Source organism: Microvirga sesbaniae (genome assembly GCF_025460805.1).
GTDB lineage: Bacteria > Pseudomonadota > Alphaproteobacteria > Rhizobiales > Beijerinckiaceae > Microvirga > Microvirga sesbaniae.
The window spans coordinates 71,500-84,671 of sequence record NZ_JAMXFJ010000006.1 but is presented as its reverse complement, the minus strand read 5'-3'; the positions used below and the strand labels follow the sequence as shown (position 1 = coordinate 84,671).

Annotated in this window: 11 protein-coding genes; 6 read left to right on the top strand and 5 right to left on the bottom strand. The window is 67.1% G+C overall.

Annotation, left to right across the window (positions count from 1 at the left end):
* Positions 1 to 15: 15 nt before the first annotated feature.
* From lptF to OCW50_RS11185, 6 genes are all read left to right on the top strand, one after another.
* A complete protein-coding gene (lptF, locus tag OCW50_RS11210) occupies positions 16 to 1,176 on the top strand; it encodes an LPS export ABC transporter permease LptF (RefSeq protein ID WP_262297566.1) in 1,161 nt (386 codons plus the stop codon).
* Positions 1,177 to 1,178: 2 nt separating this feature from the next.
* Complete coding sequence (gene lptG, locus OCW50_RS11205; RefSeq protein WP_262297565.1) at positions 1,179 to 2,264, top strand: LPS export ABC transporter permease LptG; 1,086 nt, start codon at positions 1,179 to 1,181, stop codon at positions 2,262 to 2,264.
* A 35-nt stretch (positions 2,265 to 2,299) separates the two neighbouring features.
* The gene (locus OCW50_RS11200) at positions 2,300 to 4,822 is read left to right on the top strand and encodes an LPS-assembly protein LptD (RefSeq protein ID WP_262297564.1); all 2,523 of its coding nucleotides are present in this window, start codon (positions 2,300 to 2,302) and stop codon (positions 4,820 to 4,822) included.
* 24 nt (positions 4,823 to 4,846) lie between these two features.
* Complete coding sequence (gene pdxA, locus OCW50_RS11195; RefSeq protein WP_373371371.1) at positions 4,847 to 5,848, top strand: 4-hydroxythreonine-4-phosphate dehydrogenase PdxA; 1,002 nt, start codon at positions 4,847 to 4,849, stop codon at positions 5,846 to 5,848.
* On the top strand, positions 5,845 to 6,699 hold the full coding sequence (rsmA, locus tag OCW50_RS11190; protein WP_262270766.1) for a 16S rRNA (adenine(1518)-N(6)/adenine(1519)-N(6))-dimethyltransferase RsmA: 855 nt from the start codon (positions 5,845 to 5,847) through the stop codon (positions 6,697 to 6,699). The genes pdxA and rsmA overlap by 4 nt, the downstream gene beginning before the upstream one ends.
* 304 nt (positions 6,700 to 7,003) lie before the next feature.
* Positions 7,004 to 8,116: a D-alanine--D-alanine ligase family protein gene (locus tag OCW50_RS11185; protein ID WP_262297562.1), complete on the top strand. Its 1,113-nt coding sequence runs from the start codon at positions 7,004 to 7,006 to the stop codon at positions 8,114 to 8,116.
* 73 nt (positions 8,117 to 8,189) lie between these two features.
* On the opposite strand, the gene gmk is transcribed toward OCW50_RS11185, so the two are convergent.
* From gmk to OCW50_RS11160, 5 genes are all read right to left on the bottom strand, one after another.
* Entirely contained in the window at positions 8,190 to 8,855 is a 666-nt protein-coding gene (gene gmk, locus OCW50_RS11180) for a guanylate kinase (protein ID WP_262270791.1), read from the bottom strand.
* Positions 8,845 to 9,732, bottom strand: a complete 888-nt coding sequence (locus tag OCW50_RS11175) for a YicC/YloC family endoribonuclease (RefSeq protein WP_262297561.1) — start codon at positions 9,730 to 9,732, stop codon at positions 8,845 to 8,847. The genes gmk and OCW50_RS11175 overlap by 11 nt, the downstream gene beginning before the upstream one ends.
* Before the next feature lie 296 nt (positions 9,733 to 10,028).
* Positions 10,029 to 11,390 (bottom strand): endolytic transglycosylase MltG, encoded by a 1,362-nt coding sequence (mltG, locus tag OCW50_RS11170; protein WP_262297560.1) that lies wholly within the window; start codon positions 11,388 to 11,390, stop codon positions 10,029 to 10,031.
* Positions 11,391 to 11,485: 95 nt separating this feature from the next.
* Complete coding sequence (gene fabF / locus OCW50_RS11165) at positions 11,486 to 12,748, bottom strand: beta-ketoacyl-ACP synthase II (protein ID WP_262297559.1); 1,263 nt, start codon at positions 12,746 to 12,748, stop codon at positions 11,486 to 11,488.
* A 69-nt stretch (positions 12,749 to 12,817) separates the two neighbouring features.
* Positions 12,818 to 13,054 carry an acyl carrier protein gene (locus OCW50_RS11160; protein WP_009764365.1) on the bottom strand — a complete coding sequence of 79 codons (237 nt, stop codon included), beginning with the start codon at positions 13,052 to 13,054 and terminating at the stop codon, positions 12,818 to 12,820.
* Between the last annotated feature and the right edge of the window lie 118 nt (positions 13,055 to 13,172).

The window sequence follows — 13,172 nt, the reverse complement described above, 5'->3', positions numbered from 1 at the left end:
GGGGCGAAGGGCTTCATGACACTTCTCGAACGCTACATCCTCAAGAACACATTCAATGCCTTCGCCGCGTGTCTCGTCGCCCTGACGGGCGTGATCTGGATCACGCAGGCCCTGCGCGAACTCGACCTCCTGACCGGCAAGGGCCAGACCCTCTTCATCTTCCTGACCGTCACCGGCCTGTCCCTGCCGGCCCTGATCAACGTCATCGCCCCGGTGGCCCTGTTCCTGGCGACGCTCTACACCTTGAACAAGCTCAACGGCGATTCCGAGCTGATCGTCATGAGCGCCGGCGGGATGCCGCCGCAGCGCCTGCTGCGCCCCTTCCTGGCCCTGGCGGCCTTCGTGTGCGTCGTGGTGGCGATCATCTCGCTCTATCTGATGCCCGCCAGTTTCCAGGAAATGCGCCAGCTCTTCACCAAGATCAGGGCCGATTTCGTCGGCACCATGGCCAAGGAGGGGCAGTTCATCACCCTCGATAGCGGCATCACGTTCCATTACCGGGAACGCTCGGGGGACGCCCTCCTGGGGATCTTCATGGAAGATCTCCGGGAGAAGGACAAAGCCATCGTGTATCTCGCCGAGCGCGGCCAGACCGTCGAGCAGGGCGGAAACGCCTATCTCGTGCTTCAGAAGGGCAGCGTTCAGCGCAAGGAGCCCAACAGCCGCGATTCGTCGATCGTGGCCTTCGAACGCTATGCGGTCGACCTGTCCGCCTTCAACAAGGAAGGCGGCGAGGTCATCTACAAGCCGCGCGAACGGAGCACGACCCAGCTCCTGTTCCCCGACAAGAACGAACTGATCTACCAGGAGCAGCGGGGGCGCTTCCGGGCCGAGCTGCACGAGCGCCTGTCCTCCTGGCTCTACCCGCTCGCCATGATGGTCATCGCCTTCGCGGCCCTCGGGGAGGCCCGGACCACCCGCCAGGGGCGCGGCATCGCCATGGCCGGGGCGGTCGTCGCCATCGTTCTCTTGCGGATCCTGGGCTTTGCCGCATCGAGCGCCGTGGCCCGGACCCCGGTGGCGGTGGTTGCCATGTATGGCATCCCGCTCACCGGCATCCTGGTGAGCCTGCTGCTCATCTTCAAGGGACCGGCCATGCGGTCCGCGCATGCGAGGCTGCAGGCCGCGCTCCGCAGCCTGCAGCCGTCACGCTCCCCGGCACCTCAGAAGGCGTGACCATGCTGATCGGCCGTACCCTCGGGTTCTATTTCTCGCGACAGTTCATTAAGACGATTTTCCTTGTCTTCGCGACTGTCTTCACCCTCGTCTACACGCTCGACTTCGTCGAGCTGATGCGCCGGGCGGGCGATGCGCCGGCCGCCACGACCGCGGTGATCGCCCAGTTGGCCCTGTTCCGCACGCCGGCCATCGCCGAGCAGGTGATGCCCTTCGCGGTGCTGTTCGGCAGCATGGCCGCCCTGCTCCAGCTCAGCCGCAAGCTCGAGCTGGTCGTGGCCCGGGCCGCCGGCATCTCGGCCTGGCAGTTCCTGCAGCCGGGACTCCTGATCGCCCTGCTGATCGGCATCGTGTCCGTGACCGTCTACAACCCGGTCTCGGCGATCCTCAAGCAGCGCGGCACCGCCCTGGAGACGCAGATCTTTTCCCGCCCCGTTCAAGCCCGCGAGAAGCCGATCTGGATCCGCCAGAGGAGCCAGGACGGACAGGCCATCCTCCGGGGCGAGGGCTCCAATGCGGATACGGCGACCCTCGTCGGCGTCACGGTCTATGCCTTCGATCCCATGGGCGTCTTCACCCACCGGGTCGAAGCCAGGGAGGCGACCCTGCACGAGGGATTCTGGGAGCTCAAGGACGCCCGCATCCTGTCGGCCACCGAGGAGCCCCAGGCGCATGACCGCTACCTGATCGCGTCGAACCTGCAGCCCTCGCAGGTTCGACAGAGCTTCACCGATCCGGACGCGGTCCCGTTCTGGGACCTCAAGGAGACGATCGACCGCATGGAGCAGGCGGACATCAACGTCACGCCCTACCAGCTCCATTACGACCTGCTTCTGGCGCGCCCGCTGCTGTTCATCGCGATGGTGTTCGTAGCCGCATCCGTATCGTTAAGATTCTTTCGATTTGGCGGTGTAGCGATGATGGTTCTGGGTGGCGTCGCTGCCGGCTTCGTGCTTTATGTCGCGACGGAGCTAATGGCGGAGCTTGGCGCGTCTGGAATCATCAGTTCCCTTGTTGCAGCCTGGTTCCCGGCTGTAGTAGGCAGTCTGTTAGGGACCTTGGCATTATTGCACCAGGAGGACGGCTGACCGTCCTCGACAAGAAGGCTTGCGAAGGAGTGGGGATGCGGCGGCTTAGGACAACGATCGCAACGTCTGCGATCGCAGCGGCTCTGCTGGCTGCTGTGTCTGTGCCTGCGCTTGCCCAGGCGACCCTGAACGAGGCCATCGCCGGCCGCGCCCAGTCGGGGTCCGGCCAGGACCGGCTGCTCGTTGACGCAAAGGAAATCGTCTACGACAACGACAAGAACACGATCGCGGCCTCCGGCGACGTCCAGATGAACTACCAGGGCCGGACCCTCCAGGCCGACCGGGTCACCTACGACCGGAACACCGGCCGGGTCTTCGCGGAAGGCAATGCCCGGCTCACGGACGCCAGCGGCACCGTCGCGACGGGCGACCGCTTCGAGCTGACGGACGACTTCAAGAACGGCTTCATCGATTCCCTGCGGGTGGTCCAGACCACCGTCGAGCAGGGCCGCCCCCTCACGACCCGCTTCTCGGCCCCGCGCGCCGAGCGCGCCGAGGGCGAGACCACGACGTTCGAGCGCGGCACCTACACGGCCTGCGAGCCCTGCAAGGACAATCCGGAGCGGCCGCCGCTCTGGCAGGTCAAGGCCGCCAAGATCATCCACAACAACAGCGAGCGGACGATCTATTACGAGGATGCGACCCTCGAGCTCCTCGGCATCCCGGTCGCCTACCTGCCCTATTTCTGGACGCCCGACCCGACGGTGAAGCGCAAGACCGGCTTCCTGTCGCCGCGCTACATCTATTCGAGCGCGCTCGGATACGGCGCCTCCGTGCCGTTCTTCTGGGCCATCGCGCCGAATTACGACCTGACGATCAGCCCGACCTTCCTGAGCCGCCAGGGCGTGCTCGGCCAGGCCGAGTGGCGCCACCGGCTCGAGAACGGCACCTACAACATCCGGGCCGCCGGCATCTTCCAGCAGGAGCCGGACGCCTTTCTCCAGCCCCCCTACGGGGCCGGCAACCGCGACTTCCGCGGCTCCCTCGAGACGAACGGCCTGTTCTACATCAACCAGAACTGGCGCTGGGGCTGGGACATCGCCCTGCTCTCGGACAAGTGGTTCCTGACGAACTACAAGATCCGCAGCGAGAGCCTCAGCTCGTACTACATCAAGGAATCGATCTCGACCCTGTACCTCCAGGGGCAGGGCGACCGATCCTTCTTCGACGTGCGCGGATACTACTTCCAGACCCTGTCGAGCAGCGAGTGGCAGAAGCAGCAGCCCATCGTGGCCCCGGTCCTGGACTACAACAAGCGCTTCACCCCCGCGTCCATCGGCGGCGAGGCCGCCATCGACGTGAACGTGACGCACATCTCCCGCGAGGCCGCCCAGTTCGACCCGCTGTCCGTCGCCAACACGACCTATTTCGGCGTGGCCCAGACCTGCATCGTGTTCGATCCGGCCTCCTGCCTGGTGCGCGGCATCAGCGGCACGACCTCCCGGGCATCGGTCATGGCGTCCTGGCGCCGCGAGTTCGTCGACCCCATCGGCCAAGTCTGGACGCCGTTCGCCTATGTCAGGGCCGACAACATCTGGATCGACCCCGATTTCAAAGGGTATCAGAACGCGCAGCTCGGCAACTTCCTCGACTCCGACGACGATTTTGTGTTCCGGGCCATGCCGGCGGTCGGCGTCGAGTACCGCTATCCCTTCATCGCCAGCCTCGGAACCTCCGGCAAGCAGATCCTCGAGCCGATCGCCCAGGTGATCGCCCGGCCGAACGAGACCCGGATCGGCAGCCTCCCGAACGAGGATGCCCAGAGCCTCGTCTTCGACGACACCTCCCTGTTCGACTGGGACAAGTTCTCCGGCTACGACCGGGTCGAGGGTGGCGTCAGGGCCAATGTCGGCATCCAGTACACCGTGACCGGCGCGGACGATTTCTACGCCAACGTGCTGTTCGGCCAGTCCTACCAGATCGCCGGGCGCAACTCGTTCCGGCAGCCCGACCTGGCCAATGTCGGGTTGGATTCCGGCCTCGACTCGCGCGCCTCCGATTATGTGGGCCGCTTCCAGATCTCCCCGAACGCGAACTTCGCGTTCGTGACCCGCGCGCGCTTCGACCAGGAAAACTTCGACGTGAACCGGGTCGAGGCCGGGTTCCGGGCGAACTTCAATCCATACCTGCCGCTGTCGACCTCGCTGACCTATGCCAACTATGCGGCGCAGCCCGCCATCGGCTTCCCGCTGCGCCGCGAGGGACTGCTCGGCTCGGCCCGGTGGGACATCTCGCCGAACTGGTACGTGACCGGCTCGGTGCTCCTGGATCTGGACCGCTACCTGCTGGCGCGTGAAACCTACCTGGCCCAGCTCGCGACCAATCCGAACGCCGTCTATGAGAGCGACGACAAGGCCTATGTGAGCGGCATGTCCCTCGGCCTCGGCTACATGGACGAATGCACGACCTTCTCGGTCAGCTACAGCGTGACCCCGCGCGAGGTGGTGCGCAATTCGGGCGAGAAGAACCAGAACCACACCATCGCGTTCAGCCTCGAGTTCCGGTCTCTCGGCGAGGTGGGCTATACGCAGAACCTGAACGGCACGAGCGATGAATGATGGGGCGGCGGCCCGGTGTCAGGTGTGAACCAGCGCCCTCTCCTGTTGACTCAAGGTGATCCGGCCGGGATCGGGCCGGAGCTCAGCCTGAGGGCTTGGCTCGAGAGGGATCGGGCCGCTCTGCCGCCCTTCGCCGTTCTCGGCGATCCCGATCATCTCGCCCGGGTCGCGGCCCGCTTCGGATGGAGCGTTCCCATCGCGCGCGTGGCGCCGGAGCAGGTCCGAGCCGCCTTTACCGACGCGCTGCCCGTCGTGCCGCTGAGCGTCGCCGTGTCGGCCGAGCCGGGACGCCCCGATCCGGGCCATGCTCCGTCCGTGCTCGAATCCATCGACAGGGCCGTGCGGCTCGTTCGGGACGGTTCGGCGGCGGCCGTCGTGACCAACCCGATCGCCAAGCACGTTCTCTACGAGGCCGGCTTCAGGCACCCGGGACATACGGAATACCTCGCGGCCCTCGCCGCGGACGGCGGAGCCGAGCCCCCTCATCCGGTGATGATGCTGTGGAGCGAGCCGGTCGCGGTCGTCCCCGTGACGGTTCACATCGCCCTTTCGGAAGTGCCCTCCGCCCTGACCACGGATCTGATCGTCCTGACGGGCCGGATCGTGGCCCGGGAGCTGAGGGATCGGTTCGGCATCGAGCGTCCAAGGCTCGCCCTGGCGGGGCTCAATCCGCACGCGGGCGAGAACGGCGCCATGGGGGCCGAGGACGCCGGGATCATCGTTCCGGCCGTCGACATCCTGCGCGCCGAGGGGATCGATGCGGCGGGCCCCCTCCCGGCGGACACCATGTTCCACGCCCGCGCGCGCAGCCGGTACGACGCGGCGCTCGCCATGTACCACGATCAGGCCCTGATCCCGATCAAGACCATCGCGTTCGACGAGGCGGTCAACGTGACCCTCGGGCTCCCCTTCGTGCGGACCTCGCCCGATCACGGCACCGCCTTCGACATCGCCGGCAAGGGCGTGGCCCGCCCCGACAGTCTCATGGCGGCCCTGAAGCTCGCCGCCCGCCTGGGGCGCCCATGAGCCAGATCGACGACCTTCCTCCCCTGCGCGAGGTGGTGCGCGCCCACGGGCTCATGGCCAAGAAGTCCCTCGGCCAGAACTTTTTGTTCGACCTCAACCTCACCAGCCGGATCGCCCGCTCCGCGGGTCCTCTGGAAGACGCGACCGTCATCGAGGTCGGCCCGGGTCCCGGCGGCCTGACCCGCGCGATCCTGGCGGCCGGCGCCGGGAAGGTGATCGCCATCGAGCGCGACACCCGCTGCCTGCCCGCGCTCGCGGAGATCGCCGCGCGCTATCCGGGCCGGCTCGACGTGGTCGAGGCCGACGCCCTGGAATTCGACCCGCGCCCTCTGGCGGGCCACGGGCTCGTGAGGATCATCGCCAACCTGCCCTACAACGTGGGCACGGCGCTGCTGACCGGCTGGCTCACCGGAGAGGCTTGGCCGCCGTGGTGGAGCTCGCTCACGCTCATGTTCCAGCGCGAGGTGGCCGAGCGGATCGTGGCGGACGAGAGCGATCCGAAGAACTACGGGCGCCTCGGGGTTCTCTGCGGCTGGCGCACGCAGGCGCGGATCCTGTTCGACGTGCCCCCCGGGGCTTTCGTGCCGCCGCCCAAGATCACGTCGAGCGTCGTCCACCTGACCCCGCGGGCCGATCCGCTGCCCTGCCGCATCGGCGCCCTGGAGGCCGTGACCCGGGCGGCCTTCGGACAGCGCCGGAAGATGCTGCGCCAGAGCCTCAAGTCCATCATGGCCGACCCGGCCCCCGTCATCGCGGCCGCCGGGCTCGAGGAGACGACCCGCGCCGAGAACGTCCCGGTGGAAGGCTATGTGGCGCTGGCCAATGCCTGGGATGCGACGCGCACGCCCTGAGGGGCTGGCGCATCGTGCGGACAGGACGTTCGCCCCCGGTTCATCGCCGGCCCTTACCACCCCCTCCACGTCATCACCGGGCTCGTCCCGGTGATCTCGATACGAGAGGCGCCGCGCCCTTCCGATCGGGATGGCCGGCACAAGGCCGGCCATGACGTGGTGAGGGTGGCAGGAAGGGCGGAGGGGACCATGACGTGAGAGGGTGTCGGACCGGGCGACCCTTTTCATGATACCTTAACCGCGCCTCTCCCAAGATCGGATCGACGAGAGCGGCCCCGGCGGCCGCGCGGGAAGGGAAGCGGGCATGGCGCAGGCGCGAAAGACGATCGGACTTCTGTTCGGAGGACGCTCGGCCGAGCACGAGGTCTCGAAGCTGTCGGCCGCCAACGTCCTGCGCGCCCTCGATCCCGACCGCTACGACATCGTCCCCATCGGGATCGGCCGGGACGGGCGCTGGCTCCTCTGCGACGGCGGCAATGGCGGCGGACGCGGCGCCCGGTCCCTGGAGATTCCGGAGGGAGCTCCGCAGGTGGCCCTTCTGCCGGGCGGGTCCGGCGAGACGATCGTGCTCGACCGCGACAGGCCGCCGCGAACCCTGCGCCTCGATGCGGTCGTCCCCGTGCTTCACGGGCCCAACGGCGAGGACGGCACCGTCCAGGGCTGTCTCGAACTGGCCAATGTTCCCTATGTAGGATCCGGCGTGATGGGCTCCGCCGCCGGCATGGACAAGGACATCGCCAAGCGCCTCCTGCGCGACGGCGGCCTGCCGGTCGTTCCCTTCCTGACGCTCACGCCCCGCACCCGTGTCGCCTACCGGGCCGCCGCGGAGGCCCTGGGCACCGCCGATCTTTTCGTGAAACCCGCCAATATGGGATCGTCCGTGGGCGTGTCGCGGGCCGCTTCCGCCGAGGAGTTCGACGGGGCGTGCGAGCGCGCGTTCCGCTACGACGGCAAGGTGCTCGTGGAGCGCAGCGTCACGGGGGCACGGGAGATCGAATGCTCGGTCCTGGAGGACGCCGCCGGCGAGGTCCGCGCCTCGCCCCTGGGCGAGATCGTGCCGTCCGACAGCCACGGCTTCTACAGCTACGACGCCAAGTATGTCGATGCGGACGGCGCTCTCCTGCGCATTCCGGCGGACGTCCCGCCGGCTCTGGGCCGCCGCATCCAGGAACTTGCCGTCCAGACGTTCAAGGCGCTCGCCTGCGAGGCCCTGGCCCGGGTCGATTTCTTCCTGGATCCGAAGAGCGACGACGGGCTCTTCGTCAACGAGGTGAACACCCTGCCGGGCTTCACGGCGATCAGCATGTATCCCAAGCTCTGGGAGGCCGGAGGCCTGCCGCAGGACGAGCTCATGGAGGTGCTGATCGCCCACGCCATCGCCCGCCACGCGCGCCGGAACGCGCTCGCGCTGGTCTAGAGCATCGGACGCAAAAGTGGGAACCGGTTTTGCGTGAAAAGATGCGCCAGCCAAGAGTGGAGCATCGGCAGCGTCAGTCGATCTTTTCTGCCAGCAATCCTTCGACGAAGTCGGACAGACCGACGAGGCGCTCGCGCTTCAGCCGCTCGGCCGTCTGGATCGCCTTCAGGCTCTCGAAGGACTTGCCGAGGTCCTCGTTGACGATGACGTAATCGTACTCGACCCAACGCTCCATCTCGATCCTGGCATTGGCGAGGCGCTTGGCGATGACCTCGGGGGCATCCTCGGCCCGGCGCTCGAGCCGCGCCTTCAGCTCCCTGAAGCTCGGCGGAAGGACGAACACGGTCACCACGTCGTCCGGGAGCTTCTGACGGACCTGGCGGGTGCCCTGATAGTCGATGTCGAACACCATGTCCTGGCCGGCGGCCAGCGTCTTCTCCACGGGCTTGCGCGGCGTGCCGTAGAAGTTGCCGTGCACCTCGGCCCATTCCAGGAGCTCGTCGCGCTCGCGCATCGCCTTGAACTCGTCCACGTCGATGAAGTGGTAATGCTTGCCCTCGATTTCGGACGGGCGCTTGGGTCGGGTGGTGACGGACACCGAGAGCACGCCGGCCCGCTCCTCCACGAGGCTGCGGGTCAGGGTGGTCTTCCCGGCGCCGGACGGGGACGACAGGATGAGGATGAGGCCGCGACGACCGACCGGGGGCTTCGAATCCTGGCTCACCGCATCACTCCACATTCTGAACCTGCTCACGGAATTGCTCGATCACGGCCTTCAATTCAAGCCCGATCCGCGACAGGGAGACATCATTGGCCTTCGCGCACAGGGTGTTGGCCTCTCGCCCGAATTCCTGAGCCAGAAAGTCGAGGCGGCGTCCGACGGGCCCGCCTTCCTGCAGGAGGCCGCGGGCCGAATCCACGTGGGCCCGCAGCCGGTCCAGTTCCTCGCGGATGTCGGCCCGGGCCGCGATGAGCACCGCTTCCTGATGCAGGCGGTCGGGATCGAGACCGGCCCTGCCGTCGAGCAGCTCGGCGATCTGGGCCTCCAGCCGGGCGCGGATGGCCTCGGGCCGACGGGCCGGTGCCGCCTCGGCCTCGTCGACCAGCTGGGCGATGCGATCGAGCTGCTGCCCGAGAACCGCCGCGAGCGCCTGCCCTTCCTTGAGCCGGGCGGCCTTGAGAGACCCGATCAGCGCGCCGATCCCGGCCTTCAGAGCCGCAACCAGGCCCTCGTCCTGGGACGGATCGGCGGCATCGTCGTCCAGTTCGACCACGCCGCGCACGGACAGCAGGCCATCGAGGGAGGCGGGCTGCACATTGTCCGGGAGGGTCAGGCCGCCGATCGCCGAGAGCAGCGATTGCAGCACGTCCTGATTCACGCGCAGCCTGGGAGCAGACGACGCCTTGCTGAGGGACAGATTGAGCTGGCCCTGGCCGCGGGTCAGCGCCTTGAGGATCTGGCCGCGCGCGTCCTCGCCCACGGCGTCGAGGCCCGACGGCGTGCGAACCCGGACCTCGAGCCCCCGCCCGTTCACGCTCTTGAGCTCCCAGGCCCATTGATAGGAACCGGTGACACCGGCTTCGCGGGCAAAGCCGGTCATGCTCGCAATGGACATGCGCAAACCTCGAACGGAATGAAAAGTCGGCGCGACCATAATGCGCGCCGGTCGAAGAGTCGATTTCTTCAGTCGATTTCTTCGTGGGGGTTCCCTCCCCACGTCATGGCCGGCCATCCCGATCCGGTGAGGCTCGGCGCCTCTCGGAAGCGGGATCACCAGGACAAGCCCGGTGATGACGTGGTGTATGTGTGAGGCGGTGCGAACACTCTCCACACGCCATGGCACCCTCCGCCCTTCCTGACACCCTCCGCACGTCATGGCCGGCCTTGCGCCGGCCGTGACGGCGGGCGGTGTCACGGCTGACGCAGAGGCGGAACGTTCTTCGGATTGTTCAGGTCGAAGGTCTTGTTCTTGAGCGGGTCCTTGTCGGTCCCTTCGCTGGCGTCGAAGCCGCGACTGAGCCGTCCGCCCGACGCGGGCAGCGCATTCGCGGAGCCGCGCAGGGCCGGGGTCACGCCGGGAGGCAGGCTCGTCTGGTCGGCGGAATCGGGCACCACCCGGTCCACATCGGTGGCGTCGGGAGCCGGACGGCTCTTCTCGATCTGCCGCCAGCGCGTCACGTTGCGCTGATGCTGCTCGTAGGTCTCGGCGAAGGCATGGCCTCCCGAGCCGTCGGCCACGAAGTAGAGATCCTTGGTCCGGGACGGGTTGGCCACGGCCTCGAGGGCGGCACGGCCGGGATTGGCGATGGGACCCGGCGGCAGGCCTTCGACCACATAGGTGTTGTAGGGGGTGGCGGCCTCGATCTCGCTGCGCAGGATGCCGCGGCCCAGCGTGCCTTTGCCGCCGACGAGCCCGTACACGATGGTCGGATCGGACTGAAGCTTCATCCGCTTCATGAGGCGATTGATGAAGACGCCCGCAACCCGGGTGCGCTCGTCCGCCCGGCCCGTCTCCTTCTCCACGATGGAGGCGAGGATCACGAGCTCCTGGGGCGACTTGATCGGCAACTCGCTGGAGCGGCGCTGCCAGATCTGCTCGATGGCCTGGCGCTGGGCCGTCTGCATCGTGTTGATGATCTGCTGGCGGGTCGTGCCGCGCTCGAACTTGTAGGTATCGGGCAGGAGCGAGCCTTCACGCGGGGTCTCGGTCACGTCGCCCGTGAGGATCTCCTGCTCATACAGGCGGGCGACGATCTGTTCGCTGGTCAGGCCTTCGGGAACCGTGACCGTATGCAGGATCGCCTTGCCCTGGATGAGGGTGTCGATGGCGTCCTCGATGCTGGTGCCAGCCTTGAACTGGAACTCGCCGGCCTTCAGCTGGCCGCGCTGCCGGTTCATGTGGGCATAGGCCTGGAACAGGAGCGGCTGATCGATGACGCCCTCCTCCTTGAGGATGTTGGCGATCTCGCCCGTGCCGGTGTTGCGGGGGATGACCACGACCTTGTCGCTCTGCAGCGGGCCGGGAACCGCCACCTCGTGCTGGAGCATGGAGAAGCCGAAGATGCCGGCGATCGCCACGGCGACGAGAAGGGTCAGCAGGCCGCTCAGGAGCGACAGCATCCCCCTGCGGCGGCGGCGGAGCTTCGGCGGCGGCGGCGGCGCCATGGAGGGTTTGATGGCCTCGTTCGGGGAGCGGGGTGCCAGACGCGGCTGCGAGCCGTGGTCGGAATCGTCCACGGGAGGGAGAAGGAGCTTTTTCTTTCGTCCGAACATTACGCCGCTTTTCTGGTATCGGCCGGCGGTCCTGCCGGTCCGCCGACACCCTAACGGGGAATATGGCGAAAAGCCGTAACGGGCGGTCGCCGGGTTCAGGATACGCGACGAAGAATGAGCGAAGCGTTAGTCCCGCCGAACCCGAAGGAATTCGACAGGGCCACGTTGATCTCCTTGCGCTTGGCCTGCTTGGGCACGAGATCGATGGCCGTGTCCACGGACGGATTGTCGAGGTTGATGGTCGGCGGAACGATGCCGTCGCGCATGGCCAGGATCGAGAAGATCGCCTCGACGGCGCCGGCCGCTCCCAGGAGATGGCCGATCGCCGACTTGGTGGACGACATGGAGAGCTTGCCGGCCGCGTTGCCCACGATGCGCTCGACGGCCTTCAGCTCCAGCTCGTCGCCCAGCGGCGTCGACGTTCCGTGCGCGTTGACGTAGTCGATCTCCGAGACGTCGATGCCGGCCCGCTTGAGGGCCGCGGCCATGCAGCGATAGGCCCCGTCGCCATCCTCGGACGGCGAGGTGATGTGATAGGCGTCGCCCGACAGGCCGTAGCCGATGACCTCGGCGTAGATCTTGGCGCCACGGGCCTTGGCGTGCTCGTATTCCTCCAGCACGACGATGCCGGCGCCCTCGCCCATGACGAAGCCGTCGCGGTCCTTGTCGTAGGGACGCGAGGCGCGGGTCGGGTCGTCGTTGAAATTGGTCGACAGGGCCCGGCAGGCGGCGAAGCCCGCGATGGAGAGCCGGTTGATGGGCGATTCCGTGCCGCCGGCCACCATCACGTCCGCGTCGCCCAGCGCGATGAGGCGGGCCGCGTCGCCGATGGCGTGGGAGCCGGTGGAGCAGGCCGTCACCACGGCGTGGTTCGGGCCCTTCAGGCCGTGCGCGATGGACACGTAGCCGCCGGCCAGGTTGATCAGACGCCCGGGGATGAAGAAGGGCGAGATGCGGCGGGGGCCGCGCTCGATCAGGGTGACGGAGGCCTCGTAGATGCCGCCGATGCCGCCGATGCCGGAGCCGATCAGCACGCCGGTCGCGCACTGGTCCTCGTACGACTTGGGCTCCCAGCCGGAATCCCGCAGGGCCATGGTGGAGGCCGCCATCGCATAGACGATGAACGGATCGACCTTGCGCTGCTCCTTGGGCTCCATCCACTCGTCGGCATTGAACGTGCCGGCGGAGCCGTCGCCCCGGGGGATCTGGCAGGCGATCTGGCAGGCCAGGTCGTCGACCTTGAAATCCGTGATTGTGTTGGCGCCGCTCTGACCCTCGACGAGGCGGGACCATGTGGCATCGACCCCGCTGCCGAGCGGCGTGACCATGCCAAGACCTGTGACGACTACCCGGCGCATGAATTCCTGCCCTATCGATCCATAAAATTCGGGCGTCGAATGAGTCATCCGACGCCCTGTCTCAGCCGTTTAGGCCGCGTTCTTCTCGAGGAACCGGATGGCGTCGCCGACCGTCACGATGGTCTCAGCCGCGTCGTCCGGGATCTCGACGTTGAACTCTTCCTCGAAGGCCATCACCAGTTCGACCGTATCCAGGCTGTCGGCGCCCAGGTCGTCGATGAAGTTGGCGTTGTCGGTCACCTTGTCGGCTTCGACGCCGAGGTGCTCGACAACAATCTTCTTCACGCGATCAGCGACGTCACTCATCGTTTTTTCCTCAGTGGCTGCCGCCTCAGGAATTGGGCGGATTAAGAAATCAATCTAGATCAGCTGTTCAGCTGACAACGCTGAAACGGCCATCCTGCGCCGTGCAAAGCCGCATTTT

What these genes read in the sequence shown, in the direction of transcription:
- OCW50_RS11175 (WP_262297561.1), bottom strand. Translation starts at nt 9,732, where the DNA reads ATGTCCATTGCGAGCATGACCGGCTTTGCCCGCGAAGCCGGTGTCACC.
- OCW50_RS11200 (WP_262297564.1), top strand. Translation starts at nt 2,300, where the DNA reads ATGCGGCGGCTTAGGACAACGATCGCAACGTCTGCGATCGCAGCGGCT.
- mltG (WP_262297560.1), bottom strand. Translation starts at nt 11,390, where the DNA reads ATGTTCGGACGAAAGAAAAAGCTCCTTCTCCCTCCCGTGGACGATTCC.
- OCW50_RS11185 (WP_262297562.1), top strand. Translation starts at nt 7,004, where the DNA reads ATGGCGCAGGCGCGAAAGACGATCGGACTTCTGTTCGGAGGACGCTCG.
- rsmA (WP_262270766.1), top strand. Translation starts at nt 5,845, where the DNA reads ATGAGCCAGATCGACGACCTTCCTCCCCTGCGCGAGGTGGTGCGCGCC.
- lptF (WP_262297566.1), top strand. Translation starts at nt 16, where the DNA reads ATGACACTTCTCGAACGCTACATCCTCAAGAACACATTCAATGCCTTC.
- fabF (WP_262297559.1), bottom strand. Translation starts at nt 12,748, where the DNA reads ATGCGCCGGGTAGTCGTCACAGGTCTTGGCATGGTCACGCCGCTCGGC.
- OCW50_RS11160 (WP_009764365.1), bottom strand. Translation starts at nt 13,054, where the DNA reads ATGAGTGACGTCGCTGATCGCGTGAAGAAGATTGTTGTCGAGCACCTC.
- lptG (WP_262297565.1), top strand. Translation starts at nt 1,179, where the DNA reads ATGCTGATCGGCCGTACCCTCGGGTTCTATTTCTCGCGACAGTTCATT.
- gmk (WP_262270791.1), bottom strand. Translation starts at nt 8,855, where the DNA reads ATGTGGAGTGATGCGGTGAGCCAGGATTCGAAGCCCCCGGTCGGTCGT.